Raw genomic sequence first — 24,305 nt, forward strand, 5'->3', positions numbered from 1 at the left:
GCACGCAAATCGCGCCATTCTAGCCGTTTTATCGGCGCTAACCCTACCGGACATCCAAACGTCTCACAGGCGCCTGTATGACGCAATAAAACGATGCTCAACGAACCCTAACGGAAAGGAGACGATGCTTATCGCTTGGGTTAATAACCGATGGATTAACGAAGTGGAGCGCGCTGACCTTATCGCAACCTATTCGGAATACCTCGCAATGCTTGACGCTGAGTATCCGGACATGGACGCGATGCCTACCGAAGTAATGGCGGACTACATCGAGCGAGCCACCGAATTGGAAAGACTGCGGCGGATCCATCGCTGCGAATCGGATCAATTAGAGTTTGCGCTAGAGTATTTTTCGGAAGCGCGGAATCCCGGCAATGACGGGAACTGGGACGGATTTGACGTAGAGAAAGCGGAAGATGCTCCGGAGTTTCACAAAGAGCTCACCGGAATAATGAATACTGTTTCGACGAAGCAAGTTAATGCGAAGATTGCGGCAGCAGCGCCGAGGTCACACGGTAAGTCGACATGGCTATCGAAGGGGTTCCCGGTACATGAAGTCGCGTATAGAAAACGCAAGTACATCATTATCATATCGGAGACACCTTCCGTTTCTAAAGCGAACATGGAGTGGATCCGTAATCAACTAAAATTCAATGATAAGCTTCGTCAGGACTTCGGTCCACTCCTTTCTCCGAAGGATCAAGCTAACATCCAAGATAACTCCGAATCATTCATCGCTTGGCATCCGGAAGGTGATCGACGGAAACAATTGGCGCTGGTTGAAGCGGCTTCCACCGGTCAGGCTTTACGTGGTCGAAACTGGAACGGATCGCGGCCTGATTTAATTATATGCGATGACTTAGAAGATGCGAGGCCCGGCGGAAATGCTAGTACGCAGGAACAACGAACAAAACTTCGCGATTGGTTCTCTCAGACGGTAATGCCGTTAGGGGATCCGAAAGGTAGGCGGACAGCCTTCGTTGTAATGGGAACGACCGTACATGTATCGAGCTTGCTAATGCACATACTGCACGAACGTTCCGATTTTCAGTCGAAGATATATCGAGCCGTTATACAAGATCCGGTTAATACCGAGCTTTGGGAACAGTGTCGCGAAATTTATATCGAGCGCGAGAATCCAAATCGAAAAGAAGATACTGAGAAGTTTTATAGAGATAACGAAGAATCGCTTCTCGAAGGTTCCAAGGTTCTTTGGCCGGAAGTACAGCCGTTGCTTAAGTTAATGATGTGGAAGTGGGATAACGGATCGAAGGCATTCAATACGGAGTATATGAACAATCCAATCGATGAAGAATCTATGATTTATAATCCGGATACATTCACTTACTACAACGTTATCGATACTTCCTCGGAAGACTTCTTTATCAGCATGGGAGTCGACTTTGCCTTCGGTCGCCAAAACGGAGACTTCTCGGCTATTGCGGTCGTTGCTCGACACAAAGAAAACGGAATTATTTATGTTGTCGATTCGTTCGTTGAGCGGCTGCCTGTCGATAAATTTTTCGAGGTAGTAGTCGACCGAGTTATGGAATGGCAACCAGATGTTATCGCAGCCGACGCCAACGCAGCACAAGAATTCATGGCGAAACAACTAGGAGACGATTTACAGAAGCAGGGCTATCCAGCATCCACTCGACTTAAGCAGATAAAGAACCGAACGAAGAAAGAGCTCCGGATAGAAGCGATGAAGCCCGACATAGAAAACGGGACAATACGATTCCACCGTAAATTCTCACGTATGCTAGAACAATTTGAGCGATACGACGGACGCGGGGGCTTTTTTGATGACGCAATAGACAGCTTGAACATGGCGGTAATGACGGCAGCCAAGTCTTCTCGAAGAAAAGGCGGCACAGTCGGCACTTACCGATACTAAACGAAAAATAACGAAAGGAGGCGGTACCCATCGCATATGATCCGAATTTATTTTCAGCGCTAGTATTTACGCACCCGATGCAAGTTGCGCTAGGTGATGCAGAATTCCAGCGCATCATCGATGAAACGGCGCTTTACCGACGTTACGAAGGTGACCTTACCGTATGGACGAATTACGAAAAGCCGGCGGACATAGATTATGATCCGGCACAGCTCGTTATGAATTACACGCGGAAAATGATCGATACCATCGCGGCATGGCAATTCGAAAAGGAGCCGAAAGTTACAGTCAAGCCGGACGTGCTCGATGACCCAGCGCTAATGGTACAGCCTGGCTATACGCCAAGCGCCGAACAGCAGACGGAAAACAGTCGCGCCAAGAAGAAGGAGCGGCTACTTCAGTGGGTATGGGACGATAACCGGATGCACGAAAAGCTTCTAGCGGCGGCAAAGGACCGGGCTATATCGCGAACGGGCGTATATGCTCGACTTCATTACGATACTCGACGCGGTGGACTTAAGATACTATGGCATCCATCTACGGAAGTCATCGCGGTACACAACGAATGGGACGTCGATGAATTGGACGAGGTTCATTTTATCGCGTACCTGGACGAGGAGCAGACTCGACTCTGGAAGCTATCGTACTATCTCGTATGGAAGGGCGACGAGGCCACCGGAGGATATGACTGCGAGATTGAAGAGGCGGTCTATAACGAGGAGCTAGCCGTAACGGAGAAGCGAGTCGAACGCCAGTCGATGGGACTCGATTTCATCCCGGTCGTGCATGTGCCGACGGATAAGTTAACGGGGAGCACCGCAGGTTCGTCCGAATTGGAGCAGATGCTTGACGTAGCAGACGAGATTGATCGCAAGCTGTCCGACTACAGTGACGCCATTAAATTCGAGATGTTCGCTATTACGTTATTGAAGAACGTCGAGATGGACCCGAAGAAGCCATTCCGAGTGTCACCGAGCGCAATATGGGATCTCGGTGAAACGGACAAGGACGTAGGGAATCCGGAAGCAACTCGTCTAGAGTCCGGCTTCAAGTTTAAAGAGGCGATCGAATCGTATCTTGACCGAATGTACAAGGCATTACATGAAAAGTCCGACGTACCTATCGTTAATACGGCGGATATGAATACCGGCGGGATCAATGACATGGCGGTTCAATTGCTATTTTCGAAAATTATTTCGAAGACACAGCGAGCTTGGGTCGTATGGCAATCGAGGTTACAGTTACTTAATGAATATATTCTCCGGTATATGAAGGCCCGCCAGGAGCATCCGAGATTTAAGTACGACAAAGAGTGGTTGGCGGAAGTTGACGAGTATTATGATAGCAAAATCGTATTCGGATTGCCATTGCCGCAGGATCAGCAGGCGCTAATCGAACAACTTAATCTCGAAATCACAAGCGATATGGAGTCGATTAAAGGCGCCATTACACGAAGCGGAAAAGATAATGCAGAGGTTAAATTTATGGAGATTTTAGCCGAGCGCAACCTTATTCGAGACACCACACGACAGGCTACAGACCCTTATCGGGATGTTGTGGAGCGAGAACGGATGGAAGAAAACGAATTATACGAAGATGATGAGTAATAGCACTTGTCCAACGGCATGACGTTAAACTGCCGGTTCAGCTATTATTCGCAAAACCATAGTCGACGGACTTTAAACGGCGGAGGTAAAATTATGCTTAAACGATTGAATTTACAGTTTTTTGCGGATCAGGAACCGGAAGATAAAACGCCGGAACAACCCGAAGCAAAGGACGATACCACAACGGCTGCCGAGCCGGAAAAAATACCGGACGAAACGAATCAAGCCGGAAAGACGTTCACACAGGCGGAACTCGACGAAATTATAGCTAAACGGCTAGAGCGCGAGAAGGGTAAAAAGAAAGAACTCGAAGACAAGCTCGCCAAGTTAGCGGAATACGAGAAAGCCGAAGAGGAACGCAGGAAAGCGGAGATGTCCGAGGTTGAGCGGCTACAGGCCGAGTATGAAGAGGCGCAGAAGAAGCTACAAGAATACGAGGAGTCTTCGAAACAAGCGAAGGAGCAGGCGGAAAAGCGCATTATCGAAACTGAGATCAAAAGTATCGCCCGATCATTAAATGCGAATGACCCCGACGATGTCCTTGCGTTAATTGACCGATCAAACATTACGATTGACGAAAACGGCAATGTGACGGGAGTTAACGAAGTACTTTCGGCATTTAAGGAGGCGAAACCGTTCTACTTCAAGCAACCTATCGGAGCTGACGCAGCAGGCGGAAGTAACCCAGGCAAGAATCCGTCAGCGAACGAGTTGACGGCAAAAGAGAAGGAATTAGCAGAGGCGAAGGAAGCGGCGAAGTCCAATCCGAGATTGATCGGCAGGGTGACGCAATTGTATAACGAGGTTCTTCAACTGAAAAAAGGAAAGTAATTCAGTCGCCAAATGGCGGCTTTTTAATTACAAAAAAAACAAAATTAAAGGGAGAAATGACAAATGAGTAACGTAGCAACTACTTATGATTTTCAACAGCAAGTAAGACAGATGGACGCCAATGTGGATCTTATCCTAGCGAAAGCGCCTGTACTTTTCGGCTTGATCGGAACCGGCGAAGCACTTATGCAGACTAAATTCGAATGGCAGAATGATTACCTAAACAGCGATACTGGCGAGGCGGCAGCAGCAGTTGCAGCGGACGCAACAACTTTCGCTGTTAAAGAAGGCGACGGACGTAAATTCACAGTTAACGCGCTAGTACAAAACGGTCTTGAGGTACTGAAAGTTACGGCCGTTGATGGCGATCAGCTAACAGTACAGCGCGGCTATGACGCAACGGAGCCGGAAGCAATCGAAGCTGACGGAGAATTGAAAGTGATCGCGCGCCCACGTCCGGAAGGAGAAGAAGCGTTCCGTCATAACGAGATTAACGATCGTATCGTATCTTTCAACTACTCGCAAATCTTCAGCCGTTTCGCGAAGGTTTCTCGCACGCAGCAGCAAGTTAACACTTATGGCGTATCTAACGAGCTTGATTACCAAGTTAATCTTCGCTTGCAGGAGATGATTCGCGAAGTAAATAACACACTAATCTTCGGCCGTAAGTACCAAGGCGCGGGTGACACAAACCCTCGTACAACTGGCGGACTATTTGCATTCGCGCAAGAACAAGGTTCTGCTAAGTTCGATATGGGCGGAAACGAAATTTCTGCTAAAGGCCTTAACGACGCAGTTGAGGAGACGTTCAAACGCGGCGGCCGCGTAAATACTATCGTATGTGCTCCAAACGTTGCCCGTCAGATCACTAAGCTAGGAGGAGATACAATCCGTACAACTCGCGGAGAAACAACTGCGGGATATCAAATTCTCTCCTTCGTATCCGATCTTCCTGGCGGCACAGTATCCAGCGTCGTAGTTGACCAAAATATGCCGAAAGATCGCGCGCTATTGCTTGACACAAATAACGTTAAGGCGCGATATATGCAAAACTTCTACGACCAAGATGCAACTAATCCGGGCGCAGACTACTTCGCTCGTGTTATCCGTGGTGAACTTGGCTTCGAAATCAAGAACGCCAAAGAATCCATCGCGGTTCTTTCTAACATCTCCAAAACAATCAGCTAATTAAGGCGCTCCTAGCGAGCGCTTTTTTCTTATAAAAAGTAAAGGAGCGATAGAATGGCTTTATCAAAACAGGACGTACAGAGACTCAATATGTCTATGCCGGTCGCTAATGATGTAAAGCTAGGCGACCTGCTTAAGTCGCTTGAATCTGCGGGCGGTGCCGAGGTATCCGTAGCGTGGGCAGACGTCAAAAATAAACCTTCGACATTTCCTCCGGCAACTCATACGCACGCCATCGCAGATATCACGAATCTGCAGACGACGTTGAACGACAAGCTGACGGCTTCTAAAGCTGCAACGCAGGCAGATAGCACGGCGGCGGACGTAGCGGGACTAGTGGCGGACTTCAACGCGTTGCTTGCGAAACTTAAAGATGCGGGGATTATGAGCTAATGGCGAAATATCAAGCCATCCCGAATTACGAATATATTCGTCCCGGTCTGCTAGTGCAGTTCAGACCGGATGGCATGTACGAGACTAGGGACGAAAAAGAAATTGCGGCTTTGGATTCAGCAGCCCCGTTTATCAAGCTAGTTGACACGCCGAATATCGCCGAACCGGAGCACGTTGGCGGCGGATATTATTTGCTGTCCAACGGCGAAAAAGTAAAAGGCAAGGAAGCGGCAATCGAAGCGGAAGCCAAAATCAAAAAATAACGGAGGTGACGCCATATGGCGGTTCAGAACATAGAAACCTGGCTAAAGTCTCGACTAGAAGGTGTCCCCGGCGTCACTGATGAAAAGATCGCCGTATGGGTCATCGAAGCTATTTCGGAAATGGGCTATCTCTCGGACGACCCGAACCTGGATGATAATTCAGCATTCCATTTAGCGTTATCATACGCATACGAAAATGCGTCGCAAACCGAAGCGGGCGCTTTCCGTTTCACCGACAAGGATCAAACCGTAGATAAGACGAACGTATTCGAAAACTATCGGACGCTGGCGGCGATGGCGCGCAAAGACTACCGAAAAGCTAGGCGTAGAGCCAGGGGCGGCCAGTATCACGTTAGGCGGGCGGACGAGCGCGGCGAGGCGGATGAACGATGACTGAGGCGGAAATGAACGAACAAATCCAGGCGGAATCGGAAGCGACTGTCCATTGGATTGAAGTAACGCTCGTCGCATATGCCATCGCACAATTCGGAGCTACCCGGCTGCAGGTTAACGACATTTTAGCGGACTTCGCGAAACAGGACGGAACAATAGCAGATAACCGCGTCCTATCGCTACTCCGTAAAATGGACGAAATCGACGCCGACCTCCGGCGCATTGGCGAAGAAACGATCAGCGATGTTGTGACACGCGTATCCGAGCGTCAGGTTAAAACGATAGCAAAGGCGTTGAGGCCGTTCGGCGACGAAATCAAAGAAAAGGCGGTCGTGCGCGAGACGTTGAAGTACGTCAAGGCCGGCGCATTCAGTAACGATATGCCGTTGTCGAAGCGAGTGTGGGGCGTATCCGGCGGAATCACAGATAGGTTGCGGACAGAATTGCGTCAGGGCATAACGCGCGGCGAATCCGTCAATCAGCTACAGAAGCGGGTGCGCGGCGTATATGACGCGGGCACATATCCGATTAGGCGGCTAGTTGTAACGGAAGGGAACGTAGCGCAGCGGAAAGTGACGGCAGAATCGGCGAAACGGTCGAGAGTTGTCGCGGGCTTGCGTATCACCGACCATCCGGGCCATGCGAATCATACGGAGCACCGTTGTTACGAGATGGCGCGCGAGGATAGTTACGGACTTGGCGTTGGCGTTTATCCGGTCGACAACGAGGAAGTATTGAAGCCGCATATTCAATGCACTTCGACGCTGTCCTACGTTTTGAAAGACGAGGTGACGCAGGTTGCTTAGCGAAAAGGATATCGCATTTATCAAGCAAGCTAACGAAGACATCCGTATTAATCGGCAATATGAAGTTACGCTGCATTGGATCGAAGTGGTTCCGGGCGAAGCGGACCCGTGGACCGGTCAACCCACCGAAGCTACGCAGCAGCCGAAAGAAATCGAAATACAAGCGGTCGTTACCGAAGTTTCCGTAGGCTCAACCGATGCGGAGCGCGAATTGCAATCCGGCATTCTCGTTGAAGAGGGCGACATTATAGTCGATGTTCTGCTCGGCGCGCTGCCCGTTGACTACCGGAAAATAACCTCCGTTACGTACGACGGCGAGGATTACGAAATAGTCGGCGCAGACAAACTCGGACTAGGCGGCTATAACCGTGTCGAAATGGTCGGGAGGTTGCGTAATGGCTAGAAGCAGCGTAAAGGCGGAAGGTGTCCGTCAGCTAATGGCGGAATTAAAGCAAATCGGAAGAAAAGCGGAGGATATTGCGGACGAAGAGGCGGAGAAATTCATTCGGAATGTGGCGAGTGATGCTTCGAAGATGGCGCCGGTCGATACCGGTAAGCTTTCGAACTCCCTGCCGGCGGGCGTCGAGCGCGAAGGGTCCGGCATATGGGTCATTCGGGACGGCACCGACTATACGCTCGTCCAAGAATACACGCACAAGACGAAAAAAGCGTTCATTCGGACGGCCGTTTGGGATAACGAAGGACCAGCGGAAGCAAGTATCCGAGCACGCTTCGCGAGAGAAGGCGAATAGATGCAGAACGAAATAGGTTACGCATTGACGCGGCACATTGGCGACCGGACCGGCGTGAAGGTAGTTCAGATATTCGACGGCATTAGTTTGCCGACGGAAAAGCCGTTCGTCACGGTCGAGGCGCTCGCCAATGCCGTTACTAAAGTATCGAAGCAGCGCGAATCAATGCGGAAGACATACCGATTCCAAATCGGCTTGTATGCGAAATCATTATCGGACAGGAACGCAAGGCAAGACGAGCTTGAACGCTTGTTCCTATTCGAAAAGTTTCCGTTATACCAGAATCCGAGCCAGCCGGCTACGGGTTCTTTTTTAGTGGACTTAATTAACGCGACGCCGATACCTTCGGACAAATTGGAGGACGAGAACACGAAATTTCGAGTCTTTTTCGATATCGAGGTAACGACGTATTTACGAAAATAATAATTAGGGGGACGACATAAATGGCAGCACCGGAATACAGCGGCGAAGAGATTCTATACCTTGTCGGAATTGAGGACGAAACAACAGGAACAGTAACAGACGTTCGCGCTTTTAACCAGACGGACGGATCAACTTCTATCAGCGCGGACTCCATCGATCTAGATACGAAGGACAAATCCGGATCATCTTACGGCCGGGTATCGCAGACAGTTTCGATGGAAGGCGTTCTTACACAGGACGACCCCGCTATCGACTTCTTGAAGCGAGCAATCCGTCGTAAAAAATTCGTACGTATCACAGAAGTAAATACGCGCACGCTCAAAACAGAGACGGGCCTGTATATGCTATCAACTTTCGAACTAACTTACCCGAACAGTGATAACGCAACATACTCCCTTGAAGGCTCCCTTTCCGGGGAAGTTACAGAAGGTACCTTAACAGAAGTACCGGAAGGCGCGCCGGACGAAGTGTCCGAAGCTCCTGCAGAACCGACTGAACCAACAGTTTAATACGCGATAAATCTTAGGGCGCTCTAGCTGGGCGCCTTTTAATTTAGAAAATAAACGGAGGTAATAACATGCAACGTTTCAATATAAAAGGCGAAGAACACGAAATTAAACTAAATTTGGATGCGATCAAATACTTAAGCGGGCTAAATGAGGGAGCAGCGATGGCCCTTATCGGTAAAGCACTCGTCGGCGATATCGAAACTTACGAGAATATCATCTACGCAGGCCTATTCCATACGGGCAAAGGATTCACGAAAAAAGACGTACAGGCGGAAATCGAAAAGGCTATCGAAGAAGAGCGCCTTGACCTGGATGAAATTAACCGTACCTGCTACGCCGTAGTAGCGGACAATTTTTTCTACAAGAAGACAGTGGAGAGGATGTTCAAGGACGATCCGAAAGCGAAAGCACAAATCGAGAAGTTGATGAGATAGAAACGTATATCCGTCACGGCTGGCGGTACCTGCGACTAAGGCCGAAGGAAGTCCTCGAAATGACGCCTCGCGAGTTTACGATTGTCTGCGAAGAGAACGTAGAGCGGACGCATGATGAGCGGGAGCGGATGGCGCTTCAGGCGATATATAACGCGGCTGCCAGTAACGGAATCCAGGAAGGCTCGAAGAAGAATCCGAAAACAAGGCTTCCGGAGCTTAAGGAGCTTTATGACCGGAACTATCAGAATAAGGCGGAAGAGGCTTCTAAAGTAGCGGAAGAGACGCTGCGAAAGCAACAGGAAGCGGCGGATTGGCTCAAAAACTTCGACCTTTCCAAAATCTAATCTCCGAAGAAAGGAGGTAATGGCTTGATAAGAGATATTCTCGTAAAAGTAGCGGTAGATACGACGGAATACGTTAACAAAATGACCGCGGCAGCCAAGCGCGCCAGCAAATTCGGTAAGGATGTCGAAAAGGTATCCGTACAAATAACGGATGCGATGGCGGGCATTAATAATGCGGCGGGCACGGCTTCGGATGCGATGGAGCAGATGGGCGATACAGTCGGAGATACGGCGAAATCTTTCGCAGATGCAACGAAGTCACATCGAGAAATGATGCGTAGCTTCCGGAACACGCCGGAGTATAAGGAATATCGTGCGCTAAATAACGAGCTTAAGATGATGCGCACGCAGATGGAACTCGTCAACATGCGCGGCATGATGCCGTTCCGGAAGCAGATGATTGGCGTCGAGAAGCAGATGTTCGGACTGGCGCAGCAGATGGGGTCCTATACGAAATCCAACCGTGACTTCATGAACGAGGTGACTGCGTTAGGTGCGGCGCATAAAAAGGCGACCGACGGCATGATTAATAATAACCGATTACTTGGCGCCTCCCTCATTCAACAAGCGGGTAGGTTTCGGACTATGACGACGCAGGCTCAGCGAATCAGCGAAAACTATGACCGGATGGGCAACGCGTTATACAACATAAATAAGCCGGGCCTACAAGTTGCTAATACGCTCAATAAAATCGCGAATAACGGTAAAGCTGCCGTAGTTGCTTTGCGTATGCTCGGTCCTAACGCCAGTATGAAGCAACTTAACGATCAGGTGCAGTTAATCAACCGAGGACTTGCGCGGTTTCAACAAGTGGCAATAGCGGCGGCAGTATCCGGAGGGTTGCTTTACTACGCGTTAGCTCGTGCGGCACATGGACCTGACCCGTCGAAAGTGTACGAGCAGCAGGCGGATGCACTGGCGGAATATGCGAAAGCCGTAGAGGACCGGACTAACGAGATTATGAATACGTGGGACACCTTCGAAAATATCCAATTGGATCATACCGACGGCGCCCAGCTAACGAAGAACCTCGAAGAGCAGGTCGATACGCTCCGGGATTGGCGCAAAAATCTCGCATCTATTGCGGAGCGCGCAGGCGAAGACTTTGCGACTAACCTATCGGAAATGGGTCCTGATGCGGCGAAACATGTCGCAGAGATTGCGGAGATGTCCGACCCGGAGCTTGATAATTACGTTAAGCTATTCAACGAAAAATTCAAGCTTGCTCGATCGCAGGCTGAAACGGAACTCGAGGAACTCAAGAAAGCAACAGATAAAAAAATAGCTGCATTAGCAGAAAGCATTAAACCTTTGGGGAAGGCTTGGCTGAAATTCAAAGGCGTATGGGCGGAAGCTTTAAAACCTATGGTCGAATCTTTCGGGATGGTTGCGACAGCAGTCGTTAAAGCGGCGACAGCAGTAGGAAAACTTATCGTAGCCTTTAACGATGCGCATCCGGTACTGGCGCAAATGATTCAGTCGGTTATTATGTTAGTTCCGTTGCTGACGCTGATCTTGTCGCCACTTGCAATTGGTATCGGACTTATCAACGGGTACTCGGCAGCGTTCGGATTCTTATGGACCATAATCGGACCGTTAGTTACCGGTCTTGCAGCGATGTCTACAACGGTGTGGGCTGTAGCGGCTGCTATCGTAGCGGTAACGGCGCTCGGTATCTACTTGTACCGAAACTGGGATCAGCTTAGTCAACAGGCTATAGCATTCGGACAGAATTTGGCTGCACTCGGCAAGTACTTCTGGGCTATTATCGAGGATGGCGACGAGCTGAATGATTGGTTCACGCATTTGCCGGATAGCTGGAAAGGATTCGCAGCTAAAGCGGGAGCAGTCATCGACTCGGTACGTAGCAGCATCCTGAATTTCGTCGATACCGTAGTAACGCAGACTCCGAGAGTAGCGGCGGCATTCCTCGCCATGTTGCCGGAGCCTGTTCAGGCGGTAATTCAGTCCGGGATCGAAGCTCTAGCGGGCTTTGTTGAGCGGCTAAAAACGGTATTCAACGACGCTATAGCGGGAGACTTCAGCAGTCTCGGCCAGCTAGTCGCGGACATAATCCCGACTATTGTTGCGGCGCTTGTCGGAGGGCTTCCGGGCTTGCTGATCGCCGGGTCACGTTTCCTGCCGGCAATCTCCGAAGGCATCACGAGCAATATTGCTTTGATTTCCGAAAAAGCCAACGAAATCATTTCGACATTGCTAACGGGGATTACGACGTACCTGCCGATAATTTTGCAAGCGGGCGTGCAACTTATTCAGACGATACTAAACGGAATTGTAACGGCACTTCCGTTGGTGATCGAATCGATAACGACGCTCATAACGTTTATCCTGACGACACTTGCCGAAAATCTGCCGTTGATACTCGAAGCGGGCGTAACGATTCTGACGACGTTGTTGCAGGGATTGGTGACGGCGCTGCCGGTAATCATCGAGGTTGTAACGACATTGATTTCGACGATTACGATGACGATCGCAGCTTTGCTTCCGTTAATAATCCAGGCGGGGATTGAGCTTTTGGTCGCGCTAATCAACGGAATTGTCCAGGCTTTGCCTCAGATAATCGAGACGGTGATGACGTTAATTACTACGCTAATTTCGACAATTGTCGAATTGCTGCCGATTATTATTGAGGCTGGGATCCAAATCGTGACTGCGCTAATTAACGGACTTGTATCGTCGCTTCCACAGATAATCGACGCGATACTACTGCTAGTCACTTCGCTAATTGACGTAATCGTGCAGAATTTACCAATGATTATCGACGCAGGTGTTCAGATATTGCTTGCCTTAGTACAAGGAGTAATTGATGCCTTACCTCAGCTTATCGATGCGGCGCTATTGCTAATCATTAGTGTTGTTGGCGCAATCATCGACAATTTACCGCAAATCCTAGAAGCAGGCGTCCAGTTATTGCTCGCGCTAATTGACGGAATCATCCAGATTATACCGGAGTTAATCAGTGCAATCATCGAGATTATCGGCGTAATTATCGATACTTTGATCGACCATCTGCCGGAATTACTCGAAATGGGCGGCGAGTTGATACTAGCGCTTATTGACGGAGTCCTCGACTTGCTTGGCGATGTCGGTAGCGCGGCCCTAGATATTGGCGGCGAAATCCTCGACGGAATCGGTAGTATTATCGGCGATATGGTGAGTATCGGCGGAGATATTATCAACGGGCTTATCGAGGGTATCCAGTCAATAGACCTCGGCAGTGTTATCGAGGGGCTGGCCGATAAAATTCCAGACTGGATTAAGAAGCCACTCGGAATTCACTCGCCTTCTCGCGTAATGGCGAAGGAAGTCGGGCGTTGGATACCGCCGGGCATTGGCGTAGGTATGACTGACGCAATGGGTTCCGTATTAAAATCGGCGGAACGTATGGCGGACGAAATAACGTTAGCAGCCACGCCAACAATGCCGTCAATCGCAGCGCCAGATGTTCGCGGCTTCGAGCGGAGCATGAACGGACAGATGCGAATGGCTGCGGAAATGGTTAGCGGAAACGCAGCGTTCGAAGGCAATGCTCCAGTCGTTAACGTAGATGTACGAAACGATTGGGACGGCAACCAGGTACGTACGAAAGTTAATACGGACAATGCGTGGGATAGCCGAAAAGCACAACGTTATTAAGGGGGTGCGTTACTATCGACGTACTAATCGAAAGAATGAACGGTGAATCGATCAAGCTATCGGAGCTAGGCGTGGAGGTGCGCGACTTCCTCGTATCCTCCGTTACGCCGGAATATGATCGAGCAACTGTAACGGGAAGGCCGGGCAGTATCGAAAGAGGCGGGCGCTATGCTTCACGAACTATCGATATACCGGTCTATTTTAAAGCGGTCGACATACTCGACTACCCGTTCGTTCGCGACAAGCTTTTCTATTGGCTTGGCGGAATAGAGCCGGTGTGGCTGTACGAAGGTCGCCGGCCTTACCTCAATGCGGATTACAACGAGTATCTATACGGAAAGCGTTACTTGGCGAAACCGAGTGGCGCTTTTTCTTTTGACCAACAGGATATATACGGATTTTCCGACAGTATTACGTTTGAGTTGCACGATTTACCTTTCGGACAATCGACGGGAACAACACTTAATCCGTTCGTCGTCGGACAGACTGGCGATGCGAAAACGGACAACATATGGGCGCTAGGACATGCGGAAGTATTTCGGGACGACCTCCGATATAGTTTCACGGGAAACGGAACGTTCAACGTATACAACGGCGGAACCGAAGCGGTAAATCCTCGCTACATGCCGTTAGTTATCAAATATGCGGGCGCATCATCGAACTTGACGATAACGAACCGGACTAACGGAACGCGGTGGAAATTTAACGGAGATTCAACGGCAAGTCAGACGATTGTCATCGACGGTGTTCGGTCAATGCTCGGCGCTCAGTCGATTGTTCGAAATACAACGGGCGAGCTACTAACGCTAGAGCCAGGTGATAACGAAATCGTAGTAAGCGGGGCATCGGGCGGCACACTGACATTCGACTTCCGATTCTATTTCCGATGATTAATTGCGCAAGCAGGAAGGAGGCGGACAATGGCTTTTATTAGCGACTTAAACGGCAATGCAGAAATATTGACGGGCTATGACGGCATAACGAGGACAAGGCGCGTCAACGGCGAGCGAGAAATCGACTTTACACTTTATTTGACGGAACAGAACGAACATTACTTCCACGATATCGGCGAGCTATGGCGCGTCGAGCATGCGGGCAGAACGTACGTTATCGACTTGATTTCGGATGCTGCTGAGGGAGATTCGTATAGTCGGAAATTCGGCGCAGTCGACGAGTTCTTCTTCAATTTACGGAATGCCTATCGTTACGGAACGTATACTGGCTCGGCTACATTCAACGATATGCTAACGTTCATCCTGGATCGCACGGGATATACGTTTAATATACAAGGAACATTCTACGCGAGGTCCTTCGAAAACTTCGGCGATGATACGGTGCTGTCGTTGTTTACGGAGGCATTAGAACGATACAAATCGGAGTTCGAAGTACGCGATACGATGATTACACTCCGACCGAAAATCGGGAGTATAACGGACTTCCAATACCGCTATCAATTTAACCTTAATACGCTGACGCGCGAAGTGGATGCGATTGACTTCTCGACATATGGCGAAGGTTTCGGTAAGGACGGACTGCACGTTACGTATCGATCACCACTGGCGGACATCTACGGATTCTTGCAGGCTCCTCCGATAAGGGACGAGCGATTTACGAATCGGGACAACTTACTGGCGGAAGTGAAAGCAGGCGTCGACAACTCGCTGAAGATGAGCGTAGCATTTGATTTCGAAGATTTGCGCGCAGCCGGCTATCCGTACAGCGTTCCGAATGAGGGCGATACGGTTCTGCTTATCGACGAAAGATTCGAGGGCGGACTTGCGCTGGATACGCGGATTGTCGAGATTGTCGAGATGTTTGACGAAGACGATATCGTTCAGTCCTGTTCCGTAACATTATCGAACTTTACGAATTTCCAGACGCAAGAGAAGCGGATGCAAAACGCAACGAAGAAAATCGAACGGCTACTCGAAGGAAAAGAATCGATACCTTTCGAAGCGCTTGACGCAGAGTTGCGCCGTATGGCGGAAGCTATCTTCGCAACAGAATCGCAAGTCGAATATAACGAGAATGGAATCGTAGCGCGGACGAAAGATAATCCGAATCACATGCTCGTCCTAAATAGCGCCGGTATCCTCATCAGTACCGATAACGGGCAGACGGCGAGAATGGCGATAACAGCGGACGGGATAGCGACGGAGCTACTAACGGCAGGATCGATATACACGAATAACATTAAAATCGTCGGAGATGATACGGACTTTTACTGGGACGGCGAGGGGCTTATCGCAAGAAATCCGATGGATCGCGATAGGTACGTAAAATTAAATTCCGACGGCTTATTCATAAATTACGGAATGCTAACGGTGCGTGGCGAAGCTGGAACGGTAATTATCGACGGTAGATCGAATATGCACAAGATTCTTGCTACGGGCGTCGTACAGATGGAAACGGCAGCGGGCGACAATTACATTTCGACTTCCGTATATCACGGACTAGGGTATACGCCGGCATTCAGTTGCTATATGCAGGGAGACAGCACACAGCCGGACGAGAACGGAATGTCGTTCGTATTACCTCGTCATATTCTCGGCAGCAGTACCGGAAGCCTTAATCTGCTATCGCTAGTACGGGCGGAAGCTGACGCTAATCGGCTGTACCTTCGCGTACATCGAGCGAACGACTACGCGGCAGTCCTGCCGGCCAAAACGCTAACATTCCGATATTTCATATACAAGGAGGTCGCGTTCTAATGGTAATTGTTTACGAAAAAGCAACGGGAAATATCGTTTATACCGAAGATAACCGGATTACGCCGGCTATAGATTCGGAGGCAAGAACGAAGGCACTCGAAGAAGACGGACTGGCTTCGGTTGGGGTTCCGTATGAGCTCGGAGCGAGGGCGCTACAGTATCGAGTTGTTACGGACGAGAACGGAGAGTTTGCGGCGTTGCAGGAAAAGCGTGCGGCGGAATCTACAGAGAAAGAGGGCGAATAAATGGCTACAGCAGACGAGAATGTGCGTAATGGTATCGGGGTTGTAGGGTATGATTTTCGTGAGATGCGGAATGTAATAAATGCAAACACAACTTTCACTTATCAGTTGGCCAAGCAAACAAAACAGATTATTGCAGATGCAGGAGATAACAATGCTGAAATAGTGGCAGCAAGAACCAGTATTACTGGTCGGACTTTCCAAACGCTAGGCGATAGAGCAGATGCTCAAGAGTTCAAACTTGAAGAAAAGTTGAATAAAGGTTCTGTTGCCGTATCAGACATAGATAAAAATAAAGGAAAATTCGACCAAACCTACTTCACTGACGAGACTATAAAGCAATGGACAGGTACAGCGCCGGTGAATGCTATCCCTGCGGATAAATCAATAACAACCGAGAAGTACGCAGATAAATCATTAGGAATTAATGCGTTGAGTAACGACATTAACGCTTTTGAGGGTATTGGCGTAAGCGTGACTAGGACGAGTGATTTTGAAAATGCCTGGGGTTTAAAAGTTGTGTTGAACACTAGTGAAATTGATGTAACAAATAAAAATATCTCATACAACTTTGAATTTTTATCCGGAAGTACAAACGCAGATCAATTCTGGACTAAAATATATGTTACCGACAATGCAACCGCTTTTGGCCTACAAGACTATAGTAGCGATAAAATTAATGTATCCCAAAATATAATTTATCGCTATAATGCCGAATACTCTTCATTGAAAGACGGCAACTACGTAGTTATATTCCTATGGATGTCGGAAAAAGAGAAGATCAAAGCAGACTATTATTTCCGCAATCTGCTATTTAAAGTAGATGGAAATATTTATGTTCCAGATAGTTACTCTATATATAACGGTGTTGGAGATATTGAAAATGTAAGTCATACTCCTTCTCAAATACCTAATTACAAATCCTTGGCTGAAAACGTAACTTCCGGTATACAGGAGTTTATTGAATCAAAGCAAATAAAGTTTGATAATGGGTTTTATTATAAATCTAAAATAAATTCTCAAAACAACTTAATTCAACCGGCGCTAGTGTTTGACGCAACGGGTATTTCGTATGCGGTTGGAGCGAAAATGGTATTTTCTGCTGATGTAATTTCCTTATCAAACGCAAAACTAATTGATGAAATACGGTACTTTATTAACGCAAATACCACAACTGCTGATGATACCAGTGGTGCTCAACAATCTTATCAGTCATCAGTCAATTTCCCTATTTCAGCCAGTGAAATCACTACTTATAAGCAAGAAATAACTATTAATACTGTACAAAACGGTATTCATGTGTACCCCGGCATTGCCGTGAACGACGTTGACGACTTTGCAGAATTTGAATTTTTTAACGTTTCACTCACTATAGACGGTAAAGATGTGCCACTAGTTAGTACCACTGATATATACAGAAAAGCAGCAGATGGAACTTTTGAAGTTTATAGTGACGCTCAACCTGACAGTAATATCGCCACTGTGGGTTACGTTAGAAAAACCGTTAGTGAAACTATTGAAGAAAAACTCCCTTATGTACCTAATGTTGACAATTTGTACGGTAAAACGTTTGTACTGTTGGGAGACAGTAATGGGGCGGGCCATACCTTAGACTCAAGTCAAACATGGGCATACAAATTAGCTCGAAGAAATAGTATGACTTTAAAAAATTACTCCAAGAACGGGATCTGCTTGGGGGGTAATGGCAATAGTTATGGGGACAGCATGGTAAATAGCTACGTAAACATGGATAATGACGCTGACTATGTTGCCATATTCGGCGGAACAAATGACCAAGGAAGGGTTACGACACAAGTTCCAATAGGTGAGAGCACCGATCAGACAAAAGACACTTTTAAGGGATCTTTAAACATCTTATGTAATGGCCTAATATCCAAATATCCAAAAGCGAATATTTTCTTTATTACGCCTTATCATCTTGTTGGTAAATCTAGTGATTACGCAGATGCAATAATCGAGATATGTTCTAACTACAGCATACCTGTATTCGATAATTACAGAAAAGGCGGGGTTTACTGGGGGAATAGTGCTCAAACTGCTGCATTAACACTAGGAGATGGTATTCACTTAAACGAAGACGGTCAAGAATACGTTATGCCTAAGTACGAATCGTTTATGAGGCAATTATAAAATCATAAGGTAGTTGTAAAATGCATCCTTTTATTTTACAATGGATACAAATAAACCCAAGGGGTGCATTATTTGACTAGTATAGAGTACGGTTTGCTTTTCCTCATTGCGGTGATAGTCCTAAGATTTATTTACATTGTCAATAAAGAATATTATTCCAAAGAAAATCGAAGTGTTCGCAAGAAACTAAAATTAAGTACTTTCAAGCCTAACCAGCACACAAAGTGCGAAAACTGTGCTGGAACGGGTCAAGATGACTGGGGTAACTGTGTTAATTGTGATGGAATAGGGTTCTTCGAGAACGAATACAGGTATAACTAGACATCTTACTAGTATGTGCTATACTAATCTCAAAGCAGGCGAGCGGACTAGCTACCCGTTCTTTCGCTCCGTGGGGCGGCCTGCTTTTTGCTTTGCCCGAAATACCCACGGAATCACCTAAGAACCGAATACCAACGAACAGGCTCGCCAATCCCGGCGGGCTTTTTTATTTGCCACGGAAAATATGAACGGAGGTGCAACGGTGCCAGAAGAAGTATACGATATTTACGATGCCCGACGCGAAATCCGCGAAATCAAAGATGAGCTGCGCGAGTTCAAATCGACTTGGCGTCAGCGCGACGAAAAGAAAGACGAAAAGATCCAGGAGCTAACCGGGCGCGTCCAGCAAGTCGAATCCGACATTGCGGGCATACGCGAACAGCTCGGCGAAATAAAAGGCGATACCTCATGGTTACGCCGAACAATCACCGGAGCCTTGATAACCGCAGTAATCGGCGGAGTTATCGGGCTCTTTTTCTTTCTAATTCAGAACGGCGCAACTTAACGACCGACAACGGAGAGGAGGTGATACCGATGCAGGAACCGATTAAAACAACGAAAGCGATCCCGTTCTTCGAAGTTTACGTATGCCTTATCAGCGCTTATATTTCGGCGGTATTATTCATGTCCGATATCTTTGCGAAGGACAGCGAAGTTTACGCGAGCATGGCACGCTTAATGCCGCAAATGGCGTGGGGCGGAATCGCATTTGCTATCGCGCTAACAATGGCGCTAGGGCTTCTGTTGAACTGTCGATGGATTCGCGTATTCGGCTTAGTTACAGCGACGTTCCTTTACGTATTCTTATCACCGAACATCTTTTTAGATTTCCCGACAATGTCATCCGGTTTTTATCTAATTACGCCAATCATGTCGCTGCTATCGATATTCTACGTTCGATTTAGCGAACTATGACGGCAGAAAGCACGAAGTCTAACGAAATTAAACGGAGGTATGACGAATGAAATTCGATTGGAAAGCACGTCTTAAGAACCCGACATTCTACGTAACGATGGTGCCGGCGCTGCTCTTAGTGGCGCAGGTTGTCCTCGCTTGGTTCGGCGTCGATGTCGCATGGGACCTGATTCAAGCGGAAGCAATGAAGTTCATTAACGCAGTATTTGCGGTACTGACGATTCTCGGTATCGTAGCTAATCCGAAGAACCCAGGCATTAACGATAACGAAGGAGATGAACTGTAATATGGCGTATAAAGTAGCGATATGTGCGGGACACGGCGGCAATGGATCTACGCCAGGCAAGCGGACACCAGCAGGCGAGTACGAATGGAACTTCAATAATACGGTAGTCAACGCAGCTATTGCGAAGATGAAAGATTACGGAATCACCGTTCTACGTACGGACGACGCTTCCGGTAAGACTGACGTACCGTTGAAGACTCGTACGAATAAGGCGAACAACTGGGGCGCAGATGCTTACGTATCGGTTCACCATAACGCTAATACCGGTAAATGGGGCGATTGGACAGGCGTCGAAACGTACACGTATACGGGAAGTCAGCCGAAATCCGAGAAGCTAGCGAATGCCGTACATCCTCGTATCGTATCGGCGATGGGCTTGCGTGATCGTGGCACGAAGAAAGCGAACCTTCATATCGTACGCGAAACGAAGATGCCGGCAATCCTTACGGAAGGCGGCTACATGGATTCGAATATCGATATTAAGAAGATGCGCGACAATGCGGTACTTCGCAAGCAAGGCGAAGCTATTGCGGATGGCGTGGCGGAATACTTCGGAATTAAAGTAAAGGCGTCAGCTCCGACTAAGACGGCGACTTCTACAACGACAAGCAAGCCGAAACCGTCGTCAGCTAAAACTAGCAGCGCTCCATCTACGAACAAGTATCCGGCAGCTAAGAGCGGCGAAGGTATCGTCGATTATTTGAAACGGATCGGCGTTAATTCTTCGTTCTCTAATCGGGAGAAGTTGGCGGCTCAATACGGAATCAAAGGATATAAAGGTACGGCGTCACAAAATACGCAATTACTCGCGAAGCTTTCCGGAAGCACGAAGAGTGCGTCGACAACTGCAGCGAAAAAGGCCTCGACATCCACGAAAGCCTCCGGAAGCGCCATCGTTCCTTATCCGGGCAAGCTTATTCGAAAAGGCTCGAAAGGTAAGGACGTCGAAAGGATACAGCGTGCGGTAAACGTTAAAGCTGACGGCATCTTCGGATCCGGCACGGAATCAGCGGTCAAAGCGTATCAGAAGCGGAAAGGTTTATCTGCGGACGGTATCGTTGGCCCTGCGACATGGAACGTAATGTTTTAAGCGCAATAAAAAAGCTCGCCATATCGGCGGGCCCCTTTACATAATTTCAATATCGGTAATGAACGAGAAGCCTACGAAATTCAGGTCGTCTTCTTTATCACGCAGCTCAATGCGACGCATGTTCGGGTTCAGGCGCTCAATGACGCCGACCAACGTATGCAAGCGGTTATTGCCCCAGTAAGTAACGGTAACTTCCGACTTATATTCGGAGGCTTCACGCAGGATTCGCTCGATATCTTCGCGTTGATCCTCCGATAAGACAGGCTGCGGCACATCGTACTGCTTCGCCATCGACTTCTGCAACATAGCGATATGTTCCGGCATCATTAGCGACGTCCACTTCATCGTTCCTCGTTCGTGTATGTCTGTTCGTTTCGGCATATTGGCGTCCTCCTAATCGAATGTCTAGCGAACTAATGTTCGCGTATGAATTGATTATAACGCGGCTAGAATATTTATTCAATGGGTATATAGGATTAACGAAACTAATACGATATAATAACCGTAATATAACAAACGGTAAGGAACGGGAAATCCGAAAGGGGCGGAAAATAAATGCAAGGTCGCGAGGGGTTCCAATATGAAACGGTAAAAGTAAGGCGGTCGGAGGTCAAGGCGGGCATGGCGAGGATTACGGGAAATATCGTATCGTTTACGGTTGGGTTCTTCGGTATGATAATCGGACTAATCTGTACAATTACGATTATCGGCGCCATCGTTGGTATTCCGATAATGATCGGATCGTTAGCGATGCTTGCTTATCCGTTTATATATGAAGCGAAGATTGAATGTCCGAATTGCGGCAAGAAACGGTATGTACGAAAGAAACAGGATACTGCGCATTGTATCCGTTGTAAAGTTCCGATGCAAATCGAATGGATCGATTAAAAGGCGAGGTGGCTACGGCTGCTTCGCCTCTTTTTTTGTGGTCATTTTTGCGAAGAAAAAACGTAAGATAATTAAGAGAAGTCGATAGCGATATTATAACGATAATGTCGCGGCTTGGCAGTATATTCCGTTATGTATGCCGAACAGCGCTGTTAAGCCAATCGGAATATTCCGGCTTACTATTCACCCGCGGACATCTAACGGCATATACTACGGCATAGGCGAAAGCATAGCGAATCACAACGAAAAGGAGGCGGAGAACATGCTTTTCGAAATTGGCGCGGCCATGCTTACGACTTCGGCGGTAACTGCGCTATTTAATCTTCCGATGAGTCGCCGTCGCAAGCTGCGGATCATCTTTCGGCGTAACGGCTTCATGCGCCAGGTCGGCAAGGATATGCGCCAGCCGATCGAAGGCCCATCGACCAAGACGGAACAATACACCGAATACTCCTACGTAATTCCACTCGGCCTAACATTGACGGATAATCTTGCGGAAGCAATATCGGCGGCCTTTAGCGGAGGGCCTGTCGCAGTCAAGTCGGAGAATGGGCGCATAAGCATTCGGTTTTATGAGCGTAGCTTGCCCGATAACTTACCGTATTATGCAGCGCCGAAAATGGCGGAGTGGAAAGTCCCTATCGGCGAAACACTCGACGGACCTATCGCGCATGACTTCGATAAGGTTCCGCATATGACAGTCGCCGGAGCAACACGCCAGGGTAAGACGGTATTCCTAAAGGCGCTGATTACGCAGCTGACGGAAAATCACGCCGACAATGCGGAGCTGTACCTGATCGATATGAAAGGCGGACTGGAATTCGGCAAGCTGGAACAGCTATCGAATGTAGCCGGCGTAGCCTCAAGCGTCGAAGAAGCATGCGCATTATTGACGGCGTTACAGCGGCAATTTAACGGCGATTTACGGGCTTTTAGGCGCAAGGGGTACGCTAACATTCTCGACACAGATATCGCCCGCAGGCGCTTTATATTCGTTGATGAGGCGGCACAGTTAACGCCGGATAAATCGGACGATAAAGCGACGAAGCAGACGAAGAACGAATGCCTTGCGATACTTTCGGAGATTACACGAGTAGCGGGCGCGCTTGGCTACCGATTGATCTACGCGACACAATATCCGACAGCCGATACGTTGCCCCGCCAGATTAAGCAGAACAGCGACGCAAAGATTACGTTTAGGCTACCGACATCGGTCGCAAGTAACGTAGCCATTGACGAAAGCGGCGCCGAAAAGTTAACGATGCCCGGCCGGCTTATCTATCGGACGCATGAGCGAGTGGAGGCGCAGGGTTATTACTTGTCGGATGAAGAGATGCGGCGCAGGTTGAAATTACGGAAAGGGGGCGAAAGAAATGCGAACAGCAACGCAAAGCACGATCAGCCGAAAATGGACAGCGCGCCAGGAGGAGATATTATTACGTTTATCTAGATTCGGATATGCCACGCGAACTCATCTGCAGGCTGCGATTGATCTCGGAGCCGAACGGAATGCTAACCGAATATTGGCGCGACTGGAATCGGACGGTTACGTAAAGTCCTGGCGGCGTGAGTCGAAGGTGTACGGGTTGACTGCGGCAGGGGCTGCGATGATCGGCGAAGAGTTACGGAAGGGTGGACATATCGAGCATGCGTTACTCCGAAATGACGCTTGGCTTGCGCTAGGGAAGCCGAAAGATTGGCGGATAGAGGCCGGCTTCAAATTCGGACCACGTACGATCATTCCGGATGCTATATCGCAGGCTGAAAACCTCCGAGTCATCGAAATCGACCGCAAGCAAAAGGCGGGCGTCAACCGGGAGAAGCTCCGGACATATGCGGACCTTCAGCGGGCATATCGGCAGCATGGGCGAGTAGCGCCGGAGATAATTTTCGTGACGATAACGGAAGGGCGTGCGATGATGTTGCGGAAGATGGCGGAGGACGTTCGGTGTGCGGCGCGGGTTATCATATTGTAAATTTTGATTCTCCCAAAAAGGGAGGAACGGTATACGGGATTTACCGAATGGGGCTTGATGGGATATGCCCCTCTCGTGTATACTTGTCCTATCGGAGCGAGCGAAAATTACATACTGCGTTGTTTTTCCGCATGAATTGACGACTGACTTTCCGTTTAGGGTATCGGAGGATAGACCGAATACTTGACAGGGTAGGGGTCGTTGGTTCGAGTCCAATCGGAATCACTA

27 protein-coding genes are annotated in these 24,305 nt (G+C 48.5%); 26 read left to right on the top strand and 1 reads right to left on the bottom strand.

Annotation, left to right across the window (positions count from 1 at the left end):
* Positions 1-124 precede the first annotated feature (124 nt).
* The 23 genes from terL (at position 125) to AB1K91_RS18050 (ending at position 21,213) form a co-directional block, all read left to right on the top strand.
* Entirely contained in the window at positions 125-1,897 is a 1,773-nt protein-coding gene (terL, locus tag AB1K91_RS17940) for a phage terminase large subunit (protein WP_413091823.1), read from the top strand.
* A 77-nt stretch (positions 1,898-1,974) separates the two neighbouring features.
* Positions 1,975-3,504, top strand: a complete 1,530-nt coding sequence (locus tag AB1K91_RS17945) for a phage portal protein (protein WP_413091825.1) — start codon at positions 1,975-1,977, stop codon at positions 3,502-3,504.
* A 93-nt stretch (positions 3,505-3,597) separates the two neighbouring features.
* Positions 3,598-4,335: a phage scaffolding protein gene (locus tag AB1K91_RS17950; protein ID WP_413091827.1), complete on the top strand. Its 738-nt coding sequence runs from the start codon at positions 3,598-3,600 to the stop codon at positions 4,333-4,335.
* A gap of 63 nt (positions 4,336-4,398) precedes the next feature.
* Positions 4,399-5,523 carry an SU10 major capsid protein gene (locus AB1K91_RS17955; protein WP_413091829.1) on the top strand — a complete coding sequence of 375 codons (1,125 nt, stop codon included), beginning with the start codon at positions 4,399-4,401 and terminating at the stop codon, positions 5,521-5,523.
* A 54-nt stretch (positions 5,524-5,577) separates the two neighbouring features.
* Positions 5,578-5,916 (top strand): head fiber protein, encoded by a 339-nt coding sequence (locus AB1K91_RS17960; protein WP_413091831.1) that lies wholly within the window; start codon positions 5,578-5,580, stop codon positions 5,914-5,916.
* On the top strand, positions 5,916-6,179 hold the full coding sequence (locus tag AB1K91_RS17965; RefSeq protein ID WP_413091833.1) for a hypothetical protein: 264 nt from the start codon (positions 5,916-5,918) through the stop codon (positions 6,177-6,179). The genes AB1K91_RS17960 and AB1K91_RS17965 overlap by 1 nt, the downstream gene beginning before the upstream one ends.
* 15 nt (positions 6,180-6,194) lie before the next feature.
* Positions 6,195-6,572: a hypothetical protein gene (locus AB1K91_RS17970; RefSeq protein WP_413091834.1), complete on the top strand. Its 378-nt coding sequence runs from the start codon at positions 6,195-6,197 to the stop codon at positions 6,570-6,572.
* Positions 6,569-7,378: a hypothetical protein gene (locus AB1K91_RS17975; RefSeq protein ID WP_413091836.1), complete on the top strand. Its 810-nt coding sequence runs from the start codon at positions 6,569-6,571 to the stop codon at positions 7,376-7,378. The genes AB1K91_RS17970 and AB1K91_RS17975 overlap by 4 nt, the downstream gene beginning before the upstream one ends.
* Positions 7,371-7,781 carry a hypothetical protein gene (locus tag AB1K91_RS17980; protein ID WP_413091838.1) on the top strand — a complete coding sequence of 137 codons (411 nt, stop codon included), beginning with the start codon at positions 7,371-7,373 and terminating at the stop codon, positions 7,779-7,781. Before AB1K91_RS17975 ends, AB1K91_RS17980 begins: the two co-directional genes overlap by 8 nt.
* A complete protein-coding gene (locus AB1K91_RS17985) occupies positions 7,774-8,130 on the top strand; it encodes an HK97 gp10 family phage protein (RefSeq protein WP_413091840.1) in 357 nt (118 codons plus the stop codon). The genes AB1K91_RS17980 and AB1K91_RS17985 overlap by 8 nt, the downstream gene beginning before the upstream one ends.
* The gene (locus AB1K91_RS17990) at positions 8,131-8,553 is read left to right on the top strand and encodes a hypothetical protein (RefSeq protein WP_413091842.1); all 423 of its coding nucleotides are present in this window, start codon (positions 8,131-8,133) and stop codon (positions 8,551-8,553) included.
* A 20-nt stretch (positions 8,554-8,573) separates the two neighbouring features.
* Positions 8,574-9,062 carry a phage major tail protein, TP901-1 family gene (locus AB1K91_RS17995; protein WP_413091844.1) on the top strand — a complete coding sequence of 163 codons (489 nt, stop codon included), beginning with the start codon at positions 8,574-8,576 and terminating at the stop codon, positions 9,060-9,062.
* A 68-nt stretch (positions 9,063-9,130) separates the two neighbouring features.
* On the top strand, positions 9,131-9,496 hold the full coding sequence (locus tag AB1K91_RS18000) for a tail assembly chaperone (RefSeq protein ID WP_413091846.1): 366 nt from the start codon (positions 9,131-9,133) through the stop codon (positions 9,494-9,496).
* A 59-nt stretch (positions 9,497-9,555) separates the two neighbouring features.
* Positions 9,556-9,840 (top strand): hypothetical protein, encoded by a 285-nt coding sequence (locus AB1K91_RS18005; RefSeq protein ID WP_413091847.1) that lies wholly within the window; start codon positions 9,556-9,558, stop codon positions 9,838-9,840.
* Positions 9,841-11,007: 1,167 nt separating this feature from the next.
* The gene (locus AB1K91_RS18010; RefSeq protein WP_413091849.1) at positions 11,008-13,497 is read left to right on the top strand and encodes a hypothetical protein; all 2,490 of its coding nucleotides are present in this window, start codon (positions 11,008-11,010) and stop codon (positions 13,495-13,497) included.
* Positions 13,498-13,532: 35 nt separating this feature from the next.
* Positions 13,533-14,387: a phage tail domain-containing protein gene (locus AB1K91_RS18015; RefSeq protein ID WP_413091851.1), complete on the top strand. Its 855-nt coding sequence runs from the start codon at positions 13,533-13,535 to the stop codon at positions 14,385-14,387.
* Positions 14,388-14,417: 30 nt separating this feature from the next.
* Positions 14,418-16,208: a phage tail protein gene (locus AB1K91_RS18020; protein WP_413091852.1), complete on the top strand. Its 1,791-nt coding sequence runs from the start codon at positions 14,418-14,420 to the stop codon at positions 16,206-16,208.
* Positions 16,208-16,453: a hypothetical protein gene (locus AB1K91_RS18025; protein ID WP_413091854.1), complete on the top strand. Its 246-nt coding sequence runs from the start codon at positions 16,208-16,210 to the stop codon at positions 16,451-16,453. Before AB1K91_RS18020 ends, AB1K91_RS18025 begins: the two co-directional genes overlap by 1 nt.
* Entirely contained in the window at positions 16,454-18,601 is a 2,148-nt protein-coding gene (locus AB1K91_RS18030; protein WP_413091856.1) for an SGNH/GDSL hydrolase family protein, read from the top strand.
* 523 nt (positions 18,602-19,124) lie between these two features.
* Entirely contained in the window at positions 19,125-19,427 is a 303-nt protein-coding gene (locus tag AB1K91_RS18035; RefSeq protein WP_413091858.1) for a hemolysin XhlA family protein, read from the top strand.
* A gap of 29 nt (positions 19,428-19,456) precedes the next feature.
* Entirely contained in the window at positions 19,457-19,837 is a 381-nt protein-coding gene (locus AB1K91_RS18040; protein ID WP_413091859.1) for a hypothetical protein, read from the top strand.
* 46 nt (positions 19,838-19,883) lie between these two features.
* Positions 19,884-20,123: a phage holin gene (locus AB1K91_RS18045; protein ID WP_413091860.1), complete on the top strand. Its 240-nt coding sequence runs from the start codon at positions 19,884-19,886 to the stop codon at positions 20,121-20,123.
* 1 nt (position 20,124) lies between these two features.
* A complete protein-coding gene (locus AB1K91_RS18050) occupies positions 20,125-21,213 on the top strand; it encodes an N-acetylmuramoyl-L-alanine amidase (RefSeq protein ID WP_413091862.1) in 1,089 nt (362 codons plus the stop codon).
* Positions 21,214-21,249: 36 nt separating this feature from the next.
* Here the strand turns inward: AB1K91_RS18050 and AB1K91_RS18055 are convergent, their stop codons facing one another.
* Positions 21,250-21,594, bottom strand: a complete 345-nt coding sequence (locus AB1K91_RS18055) for a YolD-like family protein (RefSeq protein WP_413091864.1) — start codon at positions 21,592-21,594, stop codon at positions 21,250-21,252.
* A gap of 174 nt (positions 21,595-21,768) precedes the next feature.
* Here AB1K91_RS18055 and AB1K91_RS18060 point away from each other — a divergent pair, with 174 nt between their 5' ends.
* The 3 genes from AB1K91_RS18060 (at position 21,769) to AB1K91_RS18070 (ending at position 24,077) form a co-directional block, all read left to right on the top strand.
* The gene (locus AB1K91_RS18060; RefSeq protein ID WP_413091865.1) at positions 21,769-22,101 is read left to right on the top strand and encodes a hypothetical protein; all 333 of its coding nucleotides are present in this window, start codon (positions 21,769-21,771) and stop codon (positions 22,099-22,101) included.
* A 262-nt stretch (positions 22,102-22,363) separates the two neighbouring features.
* Complete coding sequence (locus tag AB1K91_RS18065) at positions 22,364-23,551, top strand: FtsK/SpoIIIE domain-containing protein (protein ID WP_413091867.1); 1,188 nt, start codon at positions 22,364-22,366, stop codon at positions 23,549-23,551.
* Positions 23,475-24,077 carry a replication-relaxation family protein gene (locus tag AB1K91_RS18070; RefSeq protein ID WP_413091869.1) on the top strand — a complete coding sequence of 201 codons (603 nt, stop codon included), beginning with the start codon at positions 23,475-23,477 and terminating at the stop codon, positions 24,075-24,077. The genes AB1K91_RS18065 and AB1K91_RS18070 overlap by 77 nt, the downstream gene beginning before the upstream one ends.
* The last annotated feature ends 228 nt before the right edge of the window (positions 24,078-24,305 follow it).

This window comes from Terribacillus jepli, from assembly GCF_047228925.1.
Taxonomy (GTDB): Bacteria; Bacillota; Bacilli; order Bacillales; family Amphibacillaceae; genus Terribacillus.